Source organism: Anaerobiospirillum sp. NML120448 (genome assembly GCF_023050945.1).
Classification (GTDB): domain Bacteria; phylum Pseudomonadota; class Gammaproteobacteria; order Enterobacterales; family Succinivibrionaceae; genus Anaerobiospirillum.
In genome coordinates this window covers 31953-56437 of the sequence record NZ_JALKIM010000012.1, presented here as the reverse complement: position 1 = coordinate 56437, position 24485 = coordinate 31953, and the positions used below count along the sequence as shown (strand labels likewise).

The 24485-nt window shown below is 39.7% G+C and carries 11 protein-coding genes; 3 read left to right on the top strand and 8 right to left on the bottom strand.

Annotated features, from left to right (window positions below; translation table 11 throughout):
- Positions 1–1392 precede the first annotated feature (1392 nt).
- Positions 1393–2103, top strand: a complete 711-nt coding sequence (locus MXE38_RS03740; protein ID WP_246911632.1) for a hypothetical protein — start codon at positions 1393–1395, stop codon at positions 2101–2103.
- Positions 2104–2703: 600 nt separating this feature from the next.
- Here MXE38_RS03740 and MXE38_RS03735 read toward each other — a convergent pair.
- Positions 2704–4278, bottom strand: coding sequence for a Na+/H+ antiporter NhaC family protein (locus MXE38_RS03735; protein WP_246911630.1), 1575 nt, complete (start codon positions 4276–4278; stop codon positions 2704–2706).
- A gap of 522 nt (positions 4279–4800) precedes the next feature.
- On the bottom strand, positions 4801–9255 hold the full coding sequence (locus MXE38_RS03730) for an autotransporter outer membrane beta-barrel domain-containing protein (RefSeq protein ID WP_246911624.1): 4455 nt from the start codon (positions 9253–9255) through the stop codon (positions 4801–4803).
- A gap of 1086 nt (positions 9256–10341) precedes the next feature.
- Here MXE38_RS03730 and MXE38_RS03725 point away from each other — a divergent pair.
- A complete protein-coding gene (locus MXE38_RS03725; protein WP_246911619.1) occupies positions 10342–13836 on the top strand; it encodes an ATP-dependent RecD-like DNA helicase in 3495 nt (1164 codons plus the stop codon).
- Positions 13837–13902: 66 nt separating this feature from the next.
- Here MXE38_RS03725 and MXE38_RS03720 read toward each other — a convergent pair whose 3' ends face one another.
- The 6 genes from MXE38_RS03720 to MXE38_RS03695 all read right to left on the bottom strand — a co-directional run bounded on the left by MXE38_RS03720 (position 13903) and on the right by MXE38_RS03695 (position 22928).
- A complete protein-coding gene (locus MXE38_RS03720; RefSeq protein WP_246911617.1) occupies positions 13903–15237 on the bottom strand; it encodes a gluconate:H+ symporter in 1335 nt (444 codons plus the stop codon).
- 847 nt (positions 15238–16084) lie between these two features.
- Positions 16085–16969: a putative metalloprotease CJM1_0395 family protein gene (locus MXE38_RS03715; RefSeq protein WP_246911613.1), complete on the bottom strand. Its 885-nt coding sequence runs from the start codon at positions 16967–16969 to the stop codon at positions 16085–16087.
- Positions 16970–17391: 422 nt separating this feature from the next.
- Positions 17392–19200, bottom strand: a complete 1809-nt coding sequence (locus MXE38_RS12505) for an ABC transporter permease subunit (protein WP_348647354.1) — start codon at positions 19198–19200, stop codon at positions 17392–17394.
- Positions 19187–20098 (bottom strand): ABC transporter permease subunit, encoded by a 912-nt coding sequence (locus tag MXE38_RS03705; protein WP_246911610.1) that lies wholly within the window; start codon positions 20096–20098, stop codon positions 19187–19189. Before MXE38_RS03705 ends, MXE38_RS12505 begins: the two co-directional genes overlap by 14 nt.
- Positions 20099–20210: 112 nt before the next feature.
- Positions 20211–21290, bottom strand: coding sequence for a polyamine ABC transporter ATP-binding protein (potA, locus tag MXE38_RS03700; RefSeq protein WP_246911756.1), 1080 nt, complete (start codon positions 21288–21290; stop codon positions 20211–20213).
- Positions 21291–21731: 441 nt separating this feature from the next.
- The gene (locus tag MXE38_RS03695) at positions 21732–22928 is read right to left on the bottom strand and encodes a hypothetical protein (protein WP_246911607.1); all 1197 of its coding nucleotides are present in this window, start codon (positions 22926–22928) and stop codon (positions 21732–21734) included.
- A 294-nt stretch (positions 22929–23222) separates the two neighbouring features.
- On the opposite strand from MXE38_RS03695, the gene MXE38_RS03690 reads away from it, so the two are divergent.
- A complete protein-coding gene (locus MXE38_RS03690) occupies positions 23223–24440 on the top strand; it encodes an iron-containing alcohol dehydrogenase (RefSeq protein WP_246911604.1) in 1218 nt (405 codons plus the stop codon).
- Positions 24441–24485: the final 45 nt, after the last annotated feature.

Sequence of the window (24485 nt, the reverse complement as noted above, 5' to 3'; positions counted from 1 at the left end):
GTTAGGATTAACGCTCTCCTTATTATTAAGATGGTAAACACACCAGCAATGAAAACTATTAGATAATAGTCTAAATTGTTTGAAACCTTGTATTTAAACACAACGCTGCCTTTTACGGCAAAAGCATATCTTCTGAATAGAAAATTAGAAAAAATAAGCGCTGTGAAATTAAATAAATACATCTAGAATGGCATATTCTAGATAACATGAAATCAAACTTATGGTGGAGTTTTTATCCAAGTTTAACCAGTTCAAAAGTACTGAGTTAGTTAGTAAACTCTATTTAAACTTAAGACCAAGTATTAAAAGAATTTTTACCAATGCTATTAGAAAATTATAAACTTTTGGATAAACAAAACCAATTGCTTAACGCTGATAGGCAACGTTTGCACTCACACTTTCTTAAATTTAATCAAAAAATACCTAAACATACTCTAAAAGTACTAACTTAAGTTGTATAAGTAATACTTCTAAAAAAGAGTATCTAGAGTATCAAAATTTCTGCGATATTTAAAGGTAAATTTATCCTTTTTGCTTGATTACTTAACAATTTTATAGGTGCAAATCTATGTATATAATGAATATCAAAAATTACGTTCTAAAAGCAAAGCACCAGTAGTATTGTAGCCTTCCATCCCCAGCTACAGCTCAAGCACCAGCGCTTGCTCTCACTCTCATTCTCGCTCTTGCTCAAGATCTTGCGTTCGTTCTTGCTCTTGCGCCTGCTTAAGCTGTAGCTTAAGCCTTAGCACTTTAGAGCAATGATTTAATGGCTATAAATGCATTGGTTTTGTTTAGTAAGCTGGTAGCAAGTGATGAAAAGCTCAGCTTTAGCAAGGTTCTTAATAGCGGAAGCTTTATGGCAAAGTTTGATTATTCGCTATAAGCAAGAGCAGCAGTAGTGTTGGTTTACAGCTCCTGCTCAAGCTAAAGCTCAAGTTTCAGCTTAAGCTCTAGCACAATTATACTTATGAGATAATGGCTGAGTCTGTGGTTTAAGTAAATGGCTGGTAGCAGCTGATGAAAAGCTCAGCTTTAGCAAGGATATTAATAGCGGAAGCTTTATGGCAAAGTTTGATTATTCACTATAAGCAAGGGTAGCAGTAGAGGTGATTTACAGCTCCTGCTCAAGCTAAAGCTCAAGTTTCAGCTTAAGCTCTAGCACAAGTATACTTATGAGATAATTGCTGGGTCTGTAGTTTAAGTAAATGTCTGTAAGCTCCTGATGAAAAGCTCAGCTTTAGCAAGGATCTTAATAGCGGTAGCTTTATGGCAAGGTTTGATGATTCACTGTAAGCAAGCGCAGCAGTAGAGTTGGTTTACAGCTCCTGCTCAAGCTAAAGCTCAAGTTTCAGCTTAAGCTCTAGCAAGGTTCATAATACTGGTAAGTTTATGGCTAATTTAGATTATTCCCCTTTTTGTGTACAAGAGTCTGATATTCAAGCCCTTAGTTTAAGTGGCTTTAAGTTTATGGAGCGCTTAGCTTGTGATTGCGGCTTAATTGAGCGGCAGTGTTTTAATTACATTTACCAAGGGATAATAGCCACTATAATAGGCCAACAGCTTTCAGATAAAGCTTATCAGGCCATCTTAAGAAAATTACCTCAGTCATTTTTTAATAGTCCAGTTGGTCTTATTTGTTCTATCAAAGAACACGAATTATCCTTGGAGAAAAATGGGAAAAGGATCATTCCCTTGAGTAATTCAAAAGTTGCTACTTTAAAAGGTGTAGCTCATAAGTTTGCCTCAAATGTATGGAATGAGTACCAATTAAGAAAACTTAATCGCTCAGGTAGAGCTGAATTACTATCAGAAGTTAAGGGTATAGGCCCTTGGACTATTAATATGATAGAGATGTTTGTCTTTAAAAATAAGAACGTCTTTGCTAAAAATGATTTGGGCATCAAGAAGGCAGTGTTGCTGCTCAATGATGTAGACGAAAGTGAATGCAGTCCTAAAGAAATTGCAGCACTGATGGATAAGTATGAGCACTTAGCTCTACAAAGCTCTCGTGCCACTATTTTGTCTTTCTACTTATGGGCGCTCAATAGTTTGGATAAGGAAAAACAAGAAACTTATTACGGATCTCACAAACTAAACTAAAAGCTTTTAATAGTTTGTCCACCATTAAATTACAATGAACTTAGTCAGGTTTATTCATAAGCTTATTTAACAACGCTATATTTTAGCTATTGCCTTTATTAGCCTATTTAAAAGCTTAAGCTATACTTAAGAGCTCACATCAGGGTAGTAGGGCTATAGCATATAAGAATGGCATTGTTGTTGTTGTTGTGATTTACTGTTTGCTAGCCTTAAGCTAAGCCTTGAGAGGTAAAGTGTTAAAGGATATATAGCTTATATTAGCTATTAGCTAACCACCTCTGGCGCTTAATATGATTTCTTTTGTTAATTAATTGGGGTAAGGCCACATGAGATTATTGATTTGTATCTTGATACCTTGGTTAGGTTTTTTCACCATAGGTAGACCATTTACAGGCATTATTTGCTTAATCTTACAGCTTTGTTTGATAGGCTGGCCTATTGCAGCTATTTGGTCTGTATATAGCTTAAGTAAGTATGAAAATGAGAAGCGTCTTGAAGAAATTCTGTTGAGAAGAAAAAACTTCTAGCAAATTAAAAAGCCAGCAATTAATTACTTAATCGCTGGCTTTTTTCATGTGATTTTAGCTTGTTGCTAAGGAATTACTTAGTTGGGTGTAATGCCTCGTGATCAGCATAGGTTTCACGTTTAAGGTTGCGCATATGAAGATAGGAGAGTACGCAAACCATGATAACAAAGCCTGTGCCTAAGCTTAAAACTAAACTACCAGTAAAGCCTGCCACAATATAGCCGCTAAATGCAGAGGTAGCTACAATTAAAGCAAATGGTAATTGGGTGGCAACGTGCTCAATGTGGACACATCCTGCGCCAGCTGAGGACAGAATGGTCGTATCTGAGATCGGTGAACAGTGATCGCCAAATACTGAGCCAGCTAAAGTAGCACTTAAGGTAATAGTAATAAGTGCGCCTGATGGATCAATAGCTTGAGCAACTACTACTACGATTGGAATTAAGATACCAAAAGTACCCCAAGCAGTACCAGTTGAGAAAGATAAGAAGCCTGCAATTACGAAAATAATAGCTGGTAAGAAGTTACCTAACATACCCATATCATTCTCTACAATGCCAGAGATGAATAATGGGGTTTGTAAAAGGTCACGACATACACCAGAAATAGTCCAAGCCATAACTAAGATTAAGTTAGCAGGGATCATGGCTTGAATGCCCTTTAAGACACCATTCATAAATTGCTTTAAGGTAAGTAAGCGACGGCCTACGAATAAAACAAAAGCAACTACTAAAGCAGCAAAAGAGGCTAATACTAATGCAGGGCCTGCACTGGTATTACCAAAAGCACCACCTAAAGAATGGTAAGCAGGATCTTCACCCCAATAGCCACCTACGTATAGTAAGGAAAGAACTGCAAATACAATTAAGGCTAAGATAGGTACGATCATGTCTAATACGCCGCCCTTTTCGGTAACAACGTCAATATTCTCATGATCACTGTTGCTGATGCCAGAAGAGCCATTCTTAATAGCATCAATTTCAGCACGACGCATCTGGCCAAAATCAAAGTTACCAATAGCAACTAAAACTACCATGGAAATACATAATAAAGCGTAGAAGTTCCATGGAATAGTAGCTACGAAAGCTTCCATCTCAGACTCAAAAGCGCCAGTAGACTTTAAGTTAGAACCAACGGCTGCAGCCCAAGAGGAAATTGGAGCAATAATACAAACAGGGGCAGCAGTAGAGTCAATAATGTATGCAAGCTTAGCACGGCTAATACGATACTTATCAGAGATAGGACGCATCACAGTGCCTACAGTTAGGCAGTTAAAATAGTCATCAATAAAGATGAAAGCACCTAAAAGAGAGGTAGAAAGTAAAGCACTCTTACGACCCTTAATCTTCTTTGTTGCCCACTCGCCATAAGCACGGGAACCGCCTGCCATAGCAATTACATAGACTAAAGAGCCTAATAAAGAGCAGAAGATTACGATATTAAAGTCAACCTTGTTAACCATCACAGAGAATGCATTTTGCACAGTGCTGACGATTAAAAAGTCTTGGCCCATGCCGACAGTGTAAATTAAGGTACCAGATAAGATACCAATTAATAAAGAAGAGAATACTTCCTTAGTAATAAGTGCGAGCACAACCGCAATAATTGGCGGCAAAATGGATAGCGCACCTGCGTAATACGGTTCCATTCGTTGACCTCTCCTATCAAAAGTCAAAATCTTGTAGATTATAAATAGCTTTAAGCAAGACCTAAGTTAAGGACTTGCCTGCTAGTAAATAAAATTAATAATTAAGCCCTGCTTTCACAACTTGCTTTTGCTAGACATGAATTAAAACAGGTGCAAGGTAGTAAAAAACGCCGCAATTATAGCACGCACTAATATTAAGCTAAGTGTGTGCACATAAATAGTGCATTAAATTGCCATTACATTTTTAAATCGATAAAGCACTCAATTATTGCACTAAAACAATGCAACTAACATATCAGCACCAGACTTATGGGGAATCAATAAAGGATAAGGACAGGCGACAAGCTCTATAAACTTTGATTAGGCTGTAGAGATGATGCTCAAAGTAAAAAGGCAGGTCATAATCGGAAGACCTGCCCTCATTTAATTGAGCATTGAAATTGTTCTTAGGCGGCTCTTAATAGTGGCTTGCCTTTCACAAAAACTAAGAACCGCCTGCTCACAATAAGCTAAAGGAGCTTATTAGAACATGTAACGTACATTACCCATTACACCGAACTCATCAGCATTGGAAGAGCCAACATAGTTGGTGTTCAAGCCAACGGATAACTTCTCGCCATACTTAGCGTCAATGCCAAAGGTTGCGCCATAGGTGAAGCTATCAAAAGCATCAGAGGTTAAATCAAGAGTCTTGGTACCAACAAAGGTAGTATCGAGCTTAGCCTCAGTGTCACCAGCGTTAGCAGTTAAGGTTAAGTCAAATACTGGCTTAACAGTCCAATCACCAACAGCAATATTCTTAGAGATAGTTACGCCAAATGGGATAGCAACCATCTGCATAGTATCGAAGTCGGTATTAGCAACTACAAGACCATCAGCCTTAGCATCGTAGCTATCAACATCTAAACGGGTGTAGCGTAAGCCTAAGTGTGGAGTTACGTCCATAGAGGCTAAATTGAGCTTGTACTCACCACGTAAGCCTAAGGTTACGGCATTGCTATCAACATCAGCAGTTACCTTGCTTACCTTAGCACTTGGAGTTTGTTCAATATCATTAGATAATTGAGTGAAGCCAGCATCAGCAACTAAGCTAATCTGACCAAAAGTCATACCAGCATAGAGACCTAAGCCAAAGTAATCTGCATCATTAGATACCTTATCACCAATATCCTGGCCATCAATAGAGGCAGAACCAAAGTTGAAGTAGGCACCTGCACGAATGCCAGGCTCAAAGGTAAAATCACCACCTAAAACAAGGCCAGCTAAGTTAGCATCTACACCGTAGCTAACGCCATCAGCACCAAAGCTATCAGACTCGTGGCTCTTGTAAACTGGAGATAACCATAAGCCGCTGCCCTGAGCATTGTCAGCAAATACTAAGGAACCATTAGGATTTGCACGGGACATACGATCTACAACTGCATCAGTAGCAGCATGCTGAGCTAAGTTGGTAGCCTGAACAGTACCGCCATAAACTGCTAAACGAGCAGTCTCTTCAACAGCCTTACCGCCATCTAAACCAGTCATAGTCTGGATGTACTTAGTACCATCCTTATCTAATTCAACGTAATCCTTATTACCCTTTAAGGCAGCAACAGCTAGTTCTTGTACAGGGGCAGACATATTAAAGGTCTGTGCAACTAGCTTATCTGGATTTAATGTAAAGCTAATCTTGCCAGTTGTTGGGTCGTAATTACCATCTAATAGGCCGCCAGCAGCAGAAATAACAACACCATTGTTGGTTGTATTTTGTGCAGTTGCATTAGATAAGGTGATCTTATTTTGCTCAGATAAAGCAGTCTCAAAATCAAGCTTGGAGCCACTAGCTAAGGTTACTGTTGCAGTACCAGAGTTTGCAAACTGAATAATTGCCTTGGAGCCATCGCTAGTCTTAGAGGCTAAGTTATCAGTTACTACTAAGGATGAACCAGCACCTAAATCAAAAGAGTTGCCGCCAGTTAAAGCAGTAGTTAAATCATCGTTAGATGCTTTTGAGTTGAGAATTACCTGTTCGCCGCTAGCAATATGTAAAGACTCATTAGCAACTAAAACAGCGCCGTTAGACTCTTTTAATGAAACACCATCAAAGAAGTTTAACTTGGTTAATAAAGCCTTGGCCTCATCAGCTGTGGTACCAACTGCTAAGATTGAGTTCTTGCCAACACCAATGTCACCGCCAACAGATACTACACCATCAGTTTCATTAGTAACTTCGGTAATAGCTACGATGGTAGAAGGCTGACCGTACTCAGGGTCAAGTACTAACTTACCACCCTTAAGATCTAAGGAGCCAACCTCTAATACGCCAGTATTATTTTCATTGCCAACTTCAATCACTGAATTAGAGCCAGATAAAATAACCTTACCAGCTTTTACTGAGCCTGCAATAGACATTTTCTTAGTTGCAATGATTTTATTAGCTGTTACGGAACTGGCAAAAATATCCAATGACCTAGTAGTAATTATATCGGCTGTGATGGAGCCGTTGCTAACATCCATATAATCAGAGACAGTAATATCTTGTGCTACCAGAGAGCCGTCATTAACTAATTCTTTAGTGTAGATATCACCAGAAGTATTCAACTGACCATTGGTCATTACATAAACTGTCTGTAAAGATTTATTTTTAGCACCGATATCACCCTGAACATTTACAGCAGCATTTACAGAAGCTCTGCCTTGCTTATTAGTTGATGCTGTAATATTGGCTAAAGTACCACCATTACCATTAACTACAAAGTCAGCATTGCCGTTAAGAGCTACGCCACCAATAGAGCTATCATTCTTGGCAACAAGCTTACCATTTACACCATTTAAGGTTACAGTGCCACCACTAGCAATTTCAAGATCGCTCTTGCTCTCAGCTAGCTGTACAGAACCCCAAGAGTTTGCACCAGTTACAGCTGCATTAGCGCCTGTAACGGTGGCATTCTCGTAAATACCGCTAAGACCTGAGTTACCTTGAGCAGTGGCAAAGTTAACCTTGCCACCAGAAATACCTGAATCGGTATCAGATAGGGTAGCACCTTGAACTTCTAACAAGCCATTGCCACCATCACCTAATAAAGCTTTCTTGAGAGCGTCTAACTTAGTCTTCTCAATTACACCAGCTTGACGGCCAGTTAAAATGATCTTAGAGGAGCCATCTAACTTAAAGTTCTTGATATCACTCTTGAGAACATCAGACTCAGTTACTTTGGCGTAAGAGGCGCTTACAGAAGAAAGCTCTTTGAGCTCAACGCCTTCAGCTGCAGCATTCTTAATGGTGTTATTAACTGTTAAATTACTATTTTTTAAATATAATTTACCACCATCTGCAACTTCAATGCTCTCAACAGTTAGTGAGTCTTCCTCGCGAACCTCAATTAAATTGAAAGCACCACCACTTTGTACATTAATAGCAGTGTTGGTAAGGCCAGACCAGTCGCCTGTAATAGTTAAGGAACCACTGTGGCTAGCATCACCACCTACTTTAATGGTATCAATACCAGAAATGGTACCATTTTTTGTTTCAGAGTTTCCTAACTCAAATTTAGCAGCTCCACCACTAGCTCCTACAGTAAATTCGCCAGAACCAGTTAAAGTATTATCTACATAGAAAGTGCCTTTAGTCTGGGTGAAGTCATCACCAACAGTCAAAGCATTAGTGTTTAAATCAAGATCAGCTACATCAAACTTAGAGCCTAAGGTTAAATCATTAGCATTGAATGTGGTTGCTGCTGAAAGTACTAACTTATCAGTGTCTAAAGTGCCATTATCTTTAATAAACTTTAGGCCAGAAGTAGAAAGGTCAACAGCGCCAGAGGTTACATTGATTTCACCGCCGCTAGCCATGGTGATCTTGCCACCAGCCATGCCTTCTAAGAGCTCAGCAGTGGTGTTAACTACCTTGTTGTTAAAGGTAATGGAGCCGCTATTAGTAATATTGCCACTTGTAGCATTGAATACAGAGTCTGCATTATTTACAACAATAGATCCATTTTTTGCAATATTTAAAGTTGCGCCATTGAGATTAACGGTTGTAGCTTTGGCACTAGCAGATGCGTTTGCGTTTTTATCTAAATCACCAGAAAGATGTAAGACGCTATTGCCACTAACAGTAATAGCAGATTCAGCTCCTGTTAAGTTGATATTGTGTGCAACAATATAGTTGCCAGAGCCGCTAACATTGATATCAGTGCCGTTTACATTAATAGCTCCATGGCTAAAACCACGAATAATGGAGCCAGAACTATCCTTTTCTGTGCCCTTCATATCGATTTTGCCACCCTCTAAATTGAGAGTATTAGCATAGATTTGAGAGCCAGAATCAAGAGTAATATTAGAATTGCCTTTAACGCTTAAAACACCAGTTCCTGCAATGATGTTGCCATCTTTATCGCCAGCTAGTGTAGCGCCTAACATGGCATTGTCTTCCCAGTCAGAGTTTGTGTTATGACCGATATGTTTTGAGATGGTTACAATAGCGTCAGTTAACTCAACTTTGCTAATCTGAATCATGGCTTGAGTAATGTTTAACTCACCACCATTTACTTGGAGTTTGGAATTTGGATTATCTTCAAAGGTATCATCAAAAGTACCATATAGGCCTTGTCCTTGAGATTGTGCTCCAGTAATACTTAGGATGCCGCCTTTCTCAACAATTACATTCTCTTTAACACGAAGATGGTCTTTATTTACATTGCTTGAACTATCATATTTAAGGTGACCACCATTAGCAATGGTTAGGTTAGTAAAGAAACCACCTGAACTGCCACTGATTGTTTCTTCGTTTTTAAGAGTAAAGTTACCCTTTACATCAGTTTTGCTAGAGCCACTGATAAAGTCTGCAAAAGTGCCAGAAGCAGCCTGAGCTTGGCCTGCGGCCATGGCAACGGTGACTAGGGCGGCGGTGGCTAAGCCCTTGAAATAAGCATGATTGAAAATAGCACGATATTGGGCCATTAAGAACTTAATGGCATTGTTTGTTTGCTTCATTTCTTTAGAAATTCTAAATAAGATTGGAAAGCTTTGTCTTTTTAAGGGCTTTATCTAGTAACTACAATGGCCTTTAAATGCGGATAATCAAGGTTACTAAACTTACAAACCACAATAGCTTTGTTCGCTATTTTTGAGAGGTATTATCTATAGATTGTTGAATGATCTATTATTAGCCTCAGGCAAAGATAAAGCGTAGTGGTCAATAAGCCTGTACTCTTGGAAGTGCGTACAGGAGTCGCATAGGATATAGAATATCGTCTATAAGATGATTGACCTATACCAAAAGATAGCATAAAGATAGGCTATCTTAAGTAAAACACTTGAGCAACACGATAGTTGCGTTATAAGGCTAGAAGCCATAAATTTGCTAGCACTTTTTTAATTATGTGCTAACCCAACAAAGCTGCTTTTGTGTTAAAGACAAAACTTGTTAGAAAAATAATAGAAATAATAAAATATTATTTCTATCATTGTTATTATGTGCTATTTACGTCAAATTATAATAAAAACTATAGCAAAAAAAAAAGAGCAAATATTAAATATATGTACGTTAAAAAGTCAATTTCACAGGAATCTACAATAATGCTAGGCAAAGCGCCTATTCTAAGACGTTTAATATAAAAACTATTGTAAATCATCATGTATTGATGAGGGCAGAAGTGCAAAGTATAAAACCTTGTTAGATAGTGTATTCCTAAGCAACACTCTCTGAGTTTTAACAGTATAAGCAAAGGGGCGGGCGATAAACAAGATAGGTGATAGGATCAATTGAAAATCTTGTGGTATTATTTGATAAAAATCGAGCCAATTAGTAAAAATAAAATTTTTCTAATCTGCTTCAAAAAGAATAGGTATAAGTATAGCCAGTGTGGCCGCACTAGATCTACAGAAGATCCTTTCCAATATTGCTCCTCAATAATAAATGATGTACTAAATGGTGGGTGGTATTAGCTTGAGTGTAAGAGCGAGAATTTTGGCTGCTACTTGTGATTTTGCTCAGCTGTAAAATAGAAGCTTTATGTCTGGCATTATGGATGAATGATATACTAAAAGCGTTGTTCTTTTTCTGCTGTGAGCCATATGATGAGTGATCAAAACTTTGAAAATAAAGATAAAGTTGAAATTTTACCTAATGGGGTAAAAGTAATATGGCAATTCTATAAGCCTAAGAAAGAAAAAGCCTCTGATCCTCAATCATCAGACAAATCCCTGGAAGATAGCAAGGATAGCTATGGCAATCGTACTAGTGCTGGAAAAAGAACTGGCACTAAATCTAGCTCTCGTTCTGGTTATAGTGCTCGTGGCAGAGCTGGCGCTAGTGCTAGTGCGGGCGCTGATGCTAGTGCTGGGGGAAAAAGCAGCTATAAAAGCAAAAGTACGGCTTATAAGTCTAAAAAGAGCGCACAAGAGCCTACAGCTTATTCAGGTTTTGCTAAAGAAAACCACCACTATGATAATGAGACTAAATTCAATCATAGCCAATTTAATGCTGCGGCTAACCAGTCTGGTAATGACTTTTATGCCAATAATAGAGCCGTAAGTAAGCAAAGTAGAACTTCACAAAACTCATATTCAAGAGCTAATCAGCCTTCCACTAATAATGATTACATGGCCAATAATTACCAAGGTTATGGCCAGGGAAGCGTGCGTCCTGCGCAAGCTCAAGCTACAGCTCCAGCTATAGCCACGGCTAGTGCTAGAGCTTCAATCCCTAATTCATTACAGGTAGCACCTAATAATAGTACAGGATATAGCCCAAACTATAGCCAAGTTGCTAATGGCAATAGGGGGATTGAGGTAAGTGCAGCTGCTAGTAACAGTTATGGTCATAATGTTGAGCGTGGCAGAATAGCTAATCAAGACTTTAGAGTAAACCATAATGCCAGTCAGGGGCAGGGCCGTACTTATAGCAATAATAGTGCGGGGATGACTGCTGGTAACTATCAGAGCCCACAGATGAATAACGTGGCTTTTAATATGGGTAATGCTCAGCCATCAAGCGCAGTTAATAGGGCGGGCGCTTATGCTTGGGATAATAAGCAGGCCATGAATATGGGCAATTCCTATGGTGCCACTATGAATAATGGTCAAGCTATGGGACAAAGCCGTAATATGGCTCGTAAAGAGAACATGGTTCAGGGCCAGGCTACAGGATATAACCATGGTAATGCTGCTGGTCGTGGTCAGAATATGGCCTATGCCCAGAGCCAAAGTCGTAGCATGGGGCAGGGCCAGGGCCTTGGGCAGAGTCATAGCCAAGGATATGGCTATGGGCAGAGCGCTGGGCAGCGCTCTGGGCAGGGGGCTGTCCAGGGAACTGTCCAGGGGGCTGGGCAGGAGGAGCGCAAGGGCAGGTTGGATGAGCTGTCGGGATTGCTAGAGCGGGTAACTTATCATAATGAGGAGACGGGGTATTGCGTTTTGCGTATTAAGGTAAAAGGCGAGACCGATCTGATTACTGTGGTAGGTCATGCCTCTAGTGTTACCCCTGGTGAGTATGTTACTGCCCATGGCTTTTGGATTTTTAGTAAGGAGTATGGCCGACAGTTTAAGGCTGAGCGTATTGATGTTTACCCTCCAACTACCCTTGATGGTATTGAGCGTTATTTAGGCTCAGGCATGGTTAAGGGTGTGGGGCCTAAAACTGCCAAAATATTGGTAGATGCCTATGGCGAGAATGTGTTTGATATTATCGAACAAGACCCTAAAGCTATGCTTGATTTGCATGGTATTGGACAAAAGCGTGCTAATAAAATAGCATCAGGCTGGGCAGATCAAAAAGTGATTAGATCTATTATGGTCTTTTTACATTCTCACGGTGTTTCTACCTCTAAATCAGTACGTATCTTTAAAAAGTATGGCTCTAAGGCTATTGAGGTAGTACAGGAAAACCCATATTGTTTGGCTAAAGATATTAGAGGCATTGGCTTTAAATCAGCTGATACTATTGCCTCTAAAATTGGTATTGGTGCTCAAAGTCCGTTAAGAGCTCAGGCAGGTGTTGCTTTTGCGCTATCGGAGGCTTCTAGTAATGATGGCCATTGTTGTTTGCCTCGTAGTGAGTTGATTAAGCTATCCCAAGAATTATTGAATATTCCAGAGCCTATTATTAATGATGCTATTGAGCATGAAATTGCTGATGGTGAGTTGACGCAAAGTAACTTTCCTACTAGTGATAGTATCTTTTTATCCTCTTTATATAGAAGTGAGCAGCGTATTGCCCAAAGCCTTAAAGAGCTAATGGAGCAGCCACTACCATGGCCTGAAATAAAAGAAGACATAGCCCTTGATTGGGTTGAGAAAAAGCTCTCCATCAACTTAGCTGATAGTCAAAAACAAGCAGTAAAAACGGCGCTTCATAGCAAGGTAATGGTTATTACAGGTGGCCCTGGTGTAGGTAAAACTACTATTGTTAAGGCTATTTTAAAGATCTTAGCTGCCAAAAATGTTGATATTAAGCTCTGTGCTCCTACAGGACGTGCTGCTAAGCGCTTGTCAGAAAGCTCAGGCTATGAGGCTACTACTATCCATAGAATGCTTGAAGTTGATCCTAGTACTATGGAGTTTAAATACAACGACACTAATCCTTTAAGTTGTGATTTATTGGTGGTAGATGAGTGCTCCATGGTTGATATTCCATTGGCTAACAATTTGTTAAAAGCTGTACCTCGCCATGCTGCTGTGATTTTTGTAGGTGATATTGATCAATTGCCATCAGTAGGCCCTGGTGCATTTCTGGGTGATTTAATTGCCAGTGAGCTCATACCTGTGATTCGTTTAACCGAAGTCTTTAGACAAGCTGCTACTTCATGGATTATTCGTATTGCCCATGAAATTAACAAGGGCTATTTACCTCGTTTTCCTACTAAAGAAGATAAGGGTGATTGCTATTTTGTTAATGAAGAAGATAGAGAGCGTCTCCCTCAAACCTTAGTTAACTTAGTGCAAAACAGGCTACCTAAAGCTTACGGCTATGATCCCATTAAGGACATTCAGGTACTGTGCCCTATGAATAGAGGTGATAGTGGTGCTCGTGCTTTAAATATGATGCTCCAACAAGCTCTTAATACCCCAGATGAGCATTCTATTACTAAGTTTGGCGTGACCTTTAGCGTGGGTGATAAGGTCATGCAAATTGAGAATAACTATGACAGGGATGTTTACAATGGTGATGTGGGCTTTGTTCAAGATATAGACCAGCAAGAGCAGGAGCTTTTAGTAGATTTTGATGGTAGGAGCGTGGCCTATCCTTTTAGTGAGCTTGATGAATTAGTTTTAAGCTATGCTTGTACTATTCATAAGTCGCAAGGTAGTGAATACCCTGTGGTGGTAATACCTCTTACCATGCAGCACTTTATGATGCTCAAGCGCAATTTAATTTACACTGGTGTAACCCGTGGTAAAAAGCTTGTTGTCATTGTAGGTGAGAAAAAGGCACTTAATATGGCGGTTAAAGATTGGCGTACTAAAGAGCGTAATAGTGGCCTTAAAGATGCCATAAAACAAAAGCTTTTTGACTTAGAGTTAAATGAAGAGCATGGCGGTATGACACCTGTGCAAGGTCAGCTCTTAGGTTAAAGTAAAAAGCCCTCTTAGCTATTGCTAAAAGGGCTGGTGGGAGGATTTAGTTTCTTATCTAAAGACTTAGATAAAGAGAGTTAGGATTAGAACCACAATCAAGCCTACTACAGAGTTGATAAGCTCTAATAAGCCCCAGGTCTTAAAGGTCTGGGCCATGCTTAAGTTAAAGGTTTCTTTCATTAACCAGAAAGCTGCATCATTAGGCATGGTGATAGTGTTAGAACCAGCAGCACAAGCTAACATTAATAATACAGGGTCAATGTCATATACACCTAATAATGGGGATACTAAGCCTGCGGCAGTAATTGCTGATACAGCACCCTGACCAGTTGCCCAGCGAATAATAGCAGTGATAATCCAGGCTAAGATTAATGGGTTAATGTCTACACCCTTAACAGCCTCAGCAATATGCTGACCAACGCCAGCAGAGATAATAATCTCCTTAAATACACCGCCAGCACCGATAATTAAAACTACTACGGCAATGCCCTTGATAGCCTTGGAAATAGAGTCAGATGCCTCTGCAATGGTACGACCAGCACGAACACCAAAGACATATAAAGCTACAAGTACAGATAAGAACAAGCTAATGATAGGTGAGCCTAAGAAGTTTAATACATAAACTAACATGTGCTCCTTTGGTAAAACAGCGGCTACCAAAGTATGGCTAATCATTAAAATAGCAGGTAGTAATGGAATTAATAAAGAAACAGCAAAGCTTGGAGTCTTAAACTTAGAGTAGTCAGTTTCCTCAAAGCCACCAATGGTTGGCATCTTATAGACGTTCAAATCGTCTAGGAATCTAGGTAAGATGATACCAGCAGCAATGATGGACGGAATTAAAACTACTAAGCCGAATAAGTAAACTAAACCAGAGTCAGCACCTAAAGTGGTCATTAAGGCAACAGGGCCAGGCTGAGGTGGTAATAAGCTATGAGCTTGAGCTAAAGCGGCTAAGGATGGAATTACCAAAGCCATGTATGGGATCTTAGCTTCTTTTGCGATGCCAATTACTAAAGGCATCATGATGATAAAGCCCACTTCAAAGAACATAGCAGTACCGAAGACAGAGCCAATGAATAATAAGCCCCACTTAAGGTATTTGGTACCACAAGTCTTTAAGATCACATCAGCTACTTTTTTAGAAGCGCCACAGTCAGTCATTAACTGACCTAAGGCAGCACCTAAGATTACGATGAGACCTACACCTGCTAGAGTATTACCAGCGCCTTTGGAAATGGCACTAACAAGAGATTCTAAAGGCATGCCTTCTAAAAAGGCTACTAAGAGACCAACAATTAACAGAGCTAAAAATGAGTGAAGCTTTACCTTAATGGTAAGGAAAAGCAAAAGCACAATGGCTAAGCCCACCCATAAAACAGGAATCCAATGTTCCATAAATTCACCTAAACCGAAATACTAAACAACATAAACAATGCTACTATGGTTCCTCATATACTAATATACTTGTATACAAGAACGGATTCAATTCTATCCATCTAATGCAAAATTGCAAAAAAATCCTTAATAGTTTTTGATTTAAATCACAAAAAATGTGAGTTTTACAGCTAATTTGGCTTGATGTTTACTAAAAGCCTATATTTATGGGATTATTATGAGATATTTCATCTACTTTGTGAGAGCTTTCCTTGACTAAAGCATTACTTTGCTTACCAACAAACTATCAGTCGTACTTAGTGCAGCTTAAAAGCATTCTTGCCATGCCCCAAATCCTAAAGACCATAAAATAGTAGCCACCAATAATCACAGCGAAATTGGCTTACTAGTGCCATACTTCTCAAGTAATCTTGAATAAGCAGTACTGAATAAAAGCTAATTAATATGAAATGAGTTTTCAATTTTACTACTGGATATAAAGGCCTGTCTCACTAAGGCTAAGGAACTATAAGCAAATACTATCCATGTTTCTAAAGAGCTTAAACCATAGAGACTCAATAGTGTAAGAATCTAAAAGTTTCTTGTTAATTACTTACAGCTCCTAAGAATAAAGCCATGGTTAAGGCAGGTCATAAGTACTATGCATAAAGGCATGAAATCTGGATAGGGAATAAGAGCTGCGTATAAAGGGGACAGGTATAAGGATAGGGAACAAAGGCATGAAGTAAGGGGCCTAGCACCTGGCATAATGGCTAAGGTTGCTCTATTTTAAAAGTTCATTAAAACAAAAGCCCTATAAGAGCTTGCTCTTACAGGGCTTATCAAACTTTAAAGCTTAAGCGCTAGGTTAAAAGGAGCCAGTGTCCAAAGACTTAGGGCCTGAGGCACTCTTTGGAACCTTAATCTCATCGCTATTTTCAATGATTTGCTCATTGCTCTTAGTGCCTTGAGACTTATTGTTAGTATCAGCGCTCTTGTCTGATTGACCATTAAGAGACTCTTTGACCTTTTCTTGCTTTTCCTTAGCCTCTTCTTTCTTATCTTCGGCTAATTCTTGACGAGCAGCGGCTTCTTTTTGATTAGCTTCTTGGTATACCTTGCGATCTTGTCCAGATGGCTCAGCTGGTGCCATAGCAGCACGCTTTACAACTTGCATCTTTTCGATAGTGGCTTGAGGATCTTTTTCCTCACCAATATCAATACTTACCTCACCATCGGTAATATAGCGCTTGCCATCAGGGCCTGTTTCATAGGTGTAAGTAGGGGCGGCAGCGTATTGACCACCAGCACTCTTATGAGCATTTTCATGAACACGAACTTCTTCATGGCGCTCTTTCATCTCTTTGACTTTTTGTTGCTCTTCTTCGGTTAACTCCTGGCCATCAATTCCTTTAGGAGTTTGGCTAGAGCTAGGCTTAGACTCTTGACCTTTAGTTTGAGTCTCTTGACCATGAACTTGGCCCTGACCCTGAGCTTGGCTCTTCTCGGCTCCTTGTTCTTGCTCTTGGCCTAAGGACAAATAACCTTGTAGGGCAATATGACGCTGATGGGAGTATTGCTGGTTTTCACTAGCATTTTGAGTGGAGCTGGTAGCAATATTAACCAAATTATCTTGGCTTTGACCTGCTACACGAGTTGATTTATCAATGCCTGTAACTTGTGGAGCATTAGTGTTAGCTCCGTTAACCATAGACTGGTTAACATTAATGTTTAAAGGAGAAATGCCTGCCATATCAACCTCAGTGCTAAAAATGATTGGGTAGAAACACTCATCACCCTGATAGCTGTAGAGTTAACAAATAGCTGATATAAGCATATGCAGGAGATGGTAGGTCGCACACAACGTGCACAAATATTGTTAACCTACTTAACGGAACCTTGCTTAGAAAATTTATAGTGAGAACATGAAAATCATTAATCACATCCCTAAAAGGCTAAGACTATTTGGTATGCATAATGGATTCTACCTATTACCTGCCCTTTAAGATAAGCGCTCCAAGATTAACTAGGTCTAGTTTGGTAAGTATTAATTGGGAGCAAGATGGGAGGTAAGTTAGTCATTTTTGCAGTGATGGGAAAATTGAAGATAGATCTAATTTGATGGGGTGCTTTAGTAGGCAGTAAAAAGCCCGCACGAGGGCGGGCTTAGTATTATTATTTAGCATTAGTGTTGTCAAACACCTTGAGGCTATCATCAGCCTGGGCTTTGGCTTTATCCTCATCACGGATGGTTACTTGTGATGCCGATAAGTCAGAGGTGTTTTTGCTTTGTTTGGCTTTAGCTGACTTTTTAGCCTTAGCCTCAGCAAGAGAGCTTGCTGTAGTAGCAATAGCAGCACTATTAACTTGAGATTTAGCGCTCTTAGCCCCTTGAGCAGCCTTAGAGCTCATAGTTCCTAAGCTACTCATAACTGAGGTTGAGATAGTGCTATCTGAGTTGGAACTATCATCCAGGTGCTCAACAGTTTGGCTAATAGCATTATATTGAGCGGCCTTTTTAGCCTTGGCATCGGCCAAAGAGCTTGAGGTAGTAGCATTACTGGAGGCAAGAACATTGCTATCAAGCTCAACACTATCTTTGGCATTGTGCTTAAGCTCTTGAGAGGTCTCAACAACTTTAGCCATACCAGCTTGAGCTAAGGTGCTTGATACAATACGCTGTTGAGCTGTAGCATCTTTAGCGCTATCGCCCAATACCGACTTCTTATCCTTGCTATTTAAAGCTGCTAAAGCGGCGGCCTCTTTAGCCTCCTCTAAGGCTTTTTCGAGCTGCTCAGCAGCAATTGCAGCAGCAGCTGCTTTTTCGGCAGCTTCTTTTGCTGCTTCCTTAGCTGCTTCAATAGCTTCGTAATTAGCCTCAATTTCCTCTTCGCTTGGCATTTCCTCGTCAGTTTGCTCATCGTAGTTACTTTCATCAAGTATTTTACTATGGCTCTCTGGCTTAAAGGTACCTAGCTTTTGGAGCTTAATACGAGTCTCATTAGAGATATCTTTACCTTCACTTAAAGCTAAAGCTTGCTCTTTTAATACTGCTAAAGTGGCCTCATCAAGCTTACGACGCTCATCTAAAGCATCTTCACCGTGTGGAGCACTATAGTGCAGTTTTTCTTCAATAGCTGCTGCCTTGGCGGCCTTTGCAGCATCAGCACGCTTTCTCTTTTGTTTCTTAACCATGGATAACCAGGCAAAGAAAGTAAAGATAGAAACAATAAAGACAATAATAGTCGCTAAAGCATTAATCTCAGGTGACAGACCACGACGTACTGATGAGAAAATCAGCATTGGTAAAGTTGTGGAGTCTGGGCCTGCAATAAAGCTAGCAACCACCAAGTCGTCCATTGACATGGTAAAGGCTAATAAGAAGGCTGCAATCTCTGATGGCATTAAGGCAGGCAGAATAATAGCAAAGAAGACCTTTACTGGGCCTGCGCCTAAGTCCATAGCTGCCTCTTCAATGGAAATATCAAGCTCTCTAAAGCGTGAGCGAATTACCACAGTGGCATAGGAAGAACAGAAGGTAACGTGAGCAATCCAAATAGCCCAAATACCACGATCGGCAAAAATAGAGATCTCAGAGCTTAAGGTCACAAAGATTAACAATAAAGCTAAACCAGTGATAACCTCTGGGAGCACCATTGGAGCGGTAATTAAGAGTACAAATAATGACTCACCTCTAAAGCGGCCTACACGTACTAACACAAAGGCAGCTAAAGTACCGATCACAACCGAGGCACACGCAGTCATCAGCGCAATAGTAATAGACACACCTACAGCTCGAATAATATCGCCATTATTAAATAAAGCGCGATACCACTTAAGAGAGGTCTGAGTCCATACAGTCACCATACGAGACTCATTAAATGAGTAGGTAATTAAGGTGACAATTGGCAAATATAAGAAAATTAATGCCAGTACAATGATAACATTGCGTGAAATAGCAGTTTTTTTGTTATTTGCGAGCATTCATCTTCTCCTGTTCATTACGCTCAATCTTGTAGAAGAGCAAGATTGGGATAACTAAGATTAAGAGCATGATGATCGCTACGGCACAGGCTAATGGCCAATCACGATTATTAAAGAACTCTTGCCATAAGATACGACCAATTAAGATTGAGCCCTTACCACCTAAGAGTTCTGGAATTACGTACTCACCAATGGCAGGAATAAATACCAGCATAGCGCCAGCAATAATACCTGATTTAGTCTGTGGTACTAAGGTAGTAAAGAAGGTCTTAACAGGGCGGCAACCTAAATCATAAGCAGCTTCAATTAAAGAGTAATCAACCTTCATTAAAGCCGAGAATAAAGGCAATACCATGTAAGGCAAATAGCAATAGACAATACCGATATACACCGCCGCATCAGTTTGTAAAATCTGAATAGGGGCATCAATAATACCTAGAGCCATCAAAATATCATTAATTAAACCGTCACGCTTTAAGATAGTCATCCAAGCATAAATACGGACAACAAAGGATGTCCAGCTAGGCATAATTACCAACATAAAGAGCACATTGCGCATAGCAGGCTTGGCTGTTGCCAAAGCCCATGCTAAAGGATAGCCAATGAGCAAGCAAAAGAAGGTAGAAAATGCTGCTACTTGTAATGACTTCAAATAGGAGCGGATATAGGTTCCCTCAGGATCTGTGAAGATATAGGTGTAGTTTTCCAAATGCAAAATAATTTGCATGGCACCTTCTTCAAAGGTCACTAAAGGTGAATATGGAGGGATAGCAATTGCTGATACTGACAAAGAGATCTTAAAAATGATCAAAAATGGCAGTAAGAAGAATAGTATCATCCACAAATAAGGCGCTGCGATTAAAGCATAATCACGCCAAGTATGTTGATGGTTAGTCATCTGCCCTCCAACTTGAGCTATTTTCGGGGAAAAAGCTCGTCTAATAAAAGACAAATTGGCACTTAATCCAGTAGACATATGTATTACCGAATACCTAATGAATAATTTCTTACTAAATAGTAAGAGCAATACAGGAATCAGGATCCCAGCTTAAGTAAACATGATCTTCCCAGGTAGGTAGACCCTGCTTAAAGCGATCAACGTTAGGTAAAGTAGAGGTAATAATACGGCCATTACTGAGCTTGACGTAATAAATAGAAACATCACCTAAATAAGCAATATTTTCTACTACACCTTCACACCAGTTGGTATTTTCCTCAGGACGCTCGTGTGAGATATAAATCTTCTCTGGACGCATCGCAATAATTAAAGGCATACCGTCAGCAAGGTCGATATCATGGCTTAACTCAATTAAGTGGTTAAAGTCACGAGCTTTAATTAAAGACTGAGCAGCAGAGGAGGTAACTAAGGAACACTCAAAAATGTTTACTGAACCAATAAACTCAGCACAGAAACGGCAGTTAGGGTTCTCATAGATCTCGCGTGGGCCACCAATTTGGATAAACTCACCACGATCCATAATGGCAATACGATCTGCCATAGTCATGGCTTCTTCTTGGTCGTGAGTAACCATGAGGCAAGTTACACCTACAGAGTTAATAATATCTACTAACTCTAAGCGCATTTGCTCACGAAGCTTTTTATCCAGAGCACCCATAGGCTCATCAAGTAGCAATAAACGTGGCTCTTTAGCTAAAGAACGGGCTAAAGCTACACGCTGTCTTTGACCACCAGATAATTGATATGGTTTACGATCAACGTAGTCTTCCATGTGTACTAAGCGCAACATACGGTCGACACGCTCTTGGATTTCATTTTTAGGTAAGCGACTTTGCTTTAAGCCAAAAGCAATGTTCTGACCTACAGTCATATATGGGAATAGAGCGTAGGATTGGAACATCATATTTAATGGACGCTTATATGGAGGCACGCCAATCATTTCTTGACCGCCTAACATAATGCTTCCAGAGGTTGGGGTTTCAAAGCCAGCTAGCATACGTAATAAAGTTGACTTACCACAACCAGATGAACCAAGCAAAGCAAAGATTTCACCTTCATAAATAGTTAAATCAACTTCATCAACTGCTACGAAGCTGTCAAAACGCTTAGTAAGCTTTTTAATAGTTAAAATTGGCTTACGATTTTGTGCAGCAAATGAAGGTTTTTGACCAGGTAGTTCTCCTGATCTGTGCGAAGCAGATGCTCCTTTAACATTGTTTTTGGCGTTATTAGCACAAGCTACAATAGGAGTAGTATTGTTTAATGGAGCGTTATTGCTTGATAAAGCACCCGCCTCTTTTGGGGCAGACTCAGCTGCCTGTAACTTAGGATTAATATCCACGCAAGTCATTCCAAAATATTATTGCAAATAAATCCCGTAAGGTATTTACTTGCATCAAGCACAATGAAAACTCGACTAAAACGAGAACCAAATTTTTTCCGCTATATTACTGAAAAAAGCGAGCAAAGGGGGAATTATTTTCACTTTTTGCCATAATTCTTAAACTCCATTGTTAACAAGGCGCTATCTAATGGCAAATAGGGCCTAAAAATGGATAAATGCCCCCTTTAGTTAATCTGATCTTGACAGGTCTAAAAGTAAAATCATTTTTAAGGAGCGGGCAATAATCTCTAAATCTGCCATATGAAGCTGATCGCACTTATCAATAGCTGTTTGCAATTTGCTCTCAATAACCTTGTTGACCTCAGAGCCCTCAGCTCCCTTGGTAACCTTAGAACCCTCGATAGCATCAGTACTCTCGCTACCATCGTTAACTTTAGTATCTGCTGCAACAACAGCACCATCAGTGATCTCGGTACCATTGTAGCTATCGGTGTCCTTGGTACCATCAGTGCCCTCAGTAGCCTTAGCCTTTTCTGTTTTACAGGCTAAATGATGCTGTGCAAGAGCCTTAGTTGCCTCTTCCATAAGAAGAATAATACTCATATACAAAGCAAAGTTTGCTTTTTCTTGCATGGTATTGGCAAATTCAAGATCCTTGGCAAAACTTACCAATAGCTGATGAAAGTCATCAAGCTTAGTTAACAAGCCCTGGTAATCGTGATTAAAGATTAAAGCCCAAATAGGCAATAACTCTAGGAGCAAAATATTTTGCTCACACTCATACAAAGGATTGGTGTTGTGAGCATCAAACTTTGTACTTTGGCTAATGCAACTGGCCTCACACACAGACTCTGAGGAGTTTACTTTAACTTGTCTATCAGCAATAAAACGAGCCTTATCGTTTAAGAGCTGGACGTTAATTTTAGCTACCAAAGGTAAAAGTATAGTTAAATAGTTGTGAAAATCTGGTGCTCGCTTACTAATTTGAGCATACATGCCTAAAGACATTACTTTAGCTGCCAATCTTGAGATTTTATTAGGCAAAGGCAAGCTTCTTTGCAGTTCAAAAGTATGACTTGCATTGGTTCTTACTTGCTCTTGTTCGCTGGCATCGCTTTTACTATTAGGCAGGGCACAATGCAAAGACATGACTGTATTAAGCTCATAGCTAAACGCAGCATCTTCAATCAGGTCAAAATTATAAAGACATAAATCGCCCTTAAGCTCCAATTTAAGCTCTGGATATTGCTCAATTAAATCCTTTACTAGTAATAAAGGCTCTTGATTAATAGCCTGCCAAGCTCTAAGCGCCTCACTAAAGGCCTTATCAAGCAAGGCATTACTATCCTCACTGTTTTGACTGCTTGCTAATAAATTATTGCTCTTAGCAATTTCAAATAATTGATCCTTTAGTTTGGTGTCCATGATTAATACCCAGTAAAACAAATTATTAAAGGCATATCCTAACAGTTTTTACCCATCTTAACTAACCTCTAAGCGCCTTCTTTGCCTCTCAAAGCCTCAATTGGCCCTAATTGACCTTATCAGGTCACCTCCACTGTTTGAGCTCTACCTTGCTAGATTAGGCCCTGCCCTTGTTTGCTTGCATGGGCTTTGCCCGTGTTGTATAGGTCACTATTAGCATTCTGAACTTGTAAGAGTGCTTAGTGCGCTTTAAAATTAATTGACTACCAGATTATGTTCTGTCGAGGTTTATTTATGGAGAATTTTGATTATCAGCGCCGTACTTTTATGCTCTTTGGTAGAGCTAGAGAGAATGAAGTTGGTGGCTTAGTTAAGTTTGAAGGCGGCCGCAGAGTATTACTACATTTTGGCTCTGAGGCTGTAGAAAAGCCTGATCTCCTTGACAGAATTAAACGATCTTTAGATAGAGCTGGTCTTGAGATTTTTGAGCTTAGTTGCCCTGATGGTGATCCTAAATTAGAGGATATTAATAAGGGCATTGAATTTTGCCGTATGCATCATATTGATGCCATAGTAGCTGTAGGCCGTTCTAATACTATTAATAGCGCCAAAGTTATTAGCGTGGGTGCTATTTATAATGGCGATGTTATCGACTTTTTTACTGGAATTAGAGAGCCTGTTCATGCCTTGTCTTTAGGTGCTATTGTTACTAACCCAGATGCTGGAGCTGAATGCTCCCCTAGTTGTTCCTTGGTTGCAACAATTAATGACCAAAAGCAAATCTTTACTAAAACAAGTGCTACTTTCTTACCTCGTTTTGCAATTTTAAATCCTGAGCTAAGCATCAATATTTCACAAAAAGATACAGCTTTAGATGCTATGGATATGATTGCCCATGTTATTGAGTGTTATTTTACCAAAACACAGAATGTGCAAATTACTGATGAGCTTTGCGAAGGTATTTTAAGAACAGTTATTAAAATTTTGCCGCAAATTTTAGAAGAGCCTAATGATATCGATGCTCGTGGTAATTTAATGTTGGCTGGTACCTTGGCTCAAAATGGCATGTGCTCTTTAGGAAGAGAAACTGATTGGTCAGTACACTATTTAGAAAGAGAGCTGTCTAATCGCTACAATAGCTCTCATGGAGCTGGATTAGCTGTGCTTTTACCTGCATGGATGACATACTGCATGTCAGCCAATATTATGAGAATGGCCCAATTTGCTAATCGTGTGTTTGGTGTGCCTATTAATTTTGATGATCCAACTTCAACAGCTAGAGCTGGTATTTTAGAATTACGCAATTTCTTACATCGCTGTGGCTTGCCTCAAAACTTTATTGAAATGGGGCTACCTATGGTGGATGTTGTACGCTTAGTTGATCAACTCAATTTAACTAACGGCAAAACTATTGGCAATTATGTAAAGCTTGATGCCTATGCCTGTGAATCCATTTATACCATAGCTTACACTTATCGCCACGGCCAAAACGTTAGACGTATGGGCTTCTAAGCTGCGCTTACAGCCCCCCAAGGCAATACACTGCTCTTATGAAGT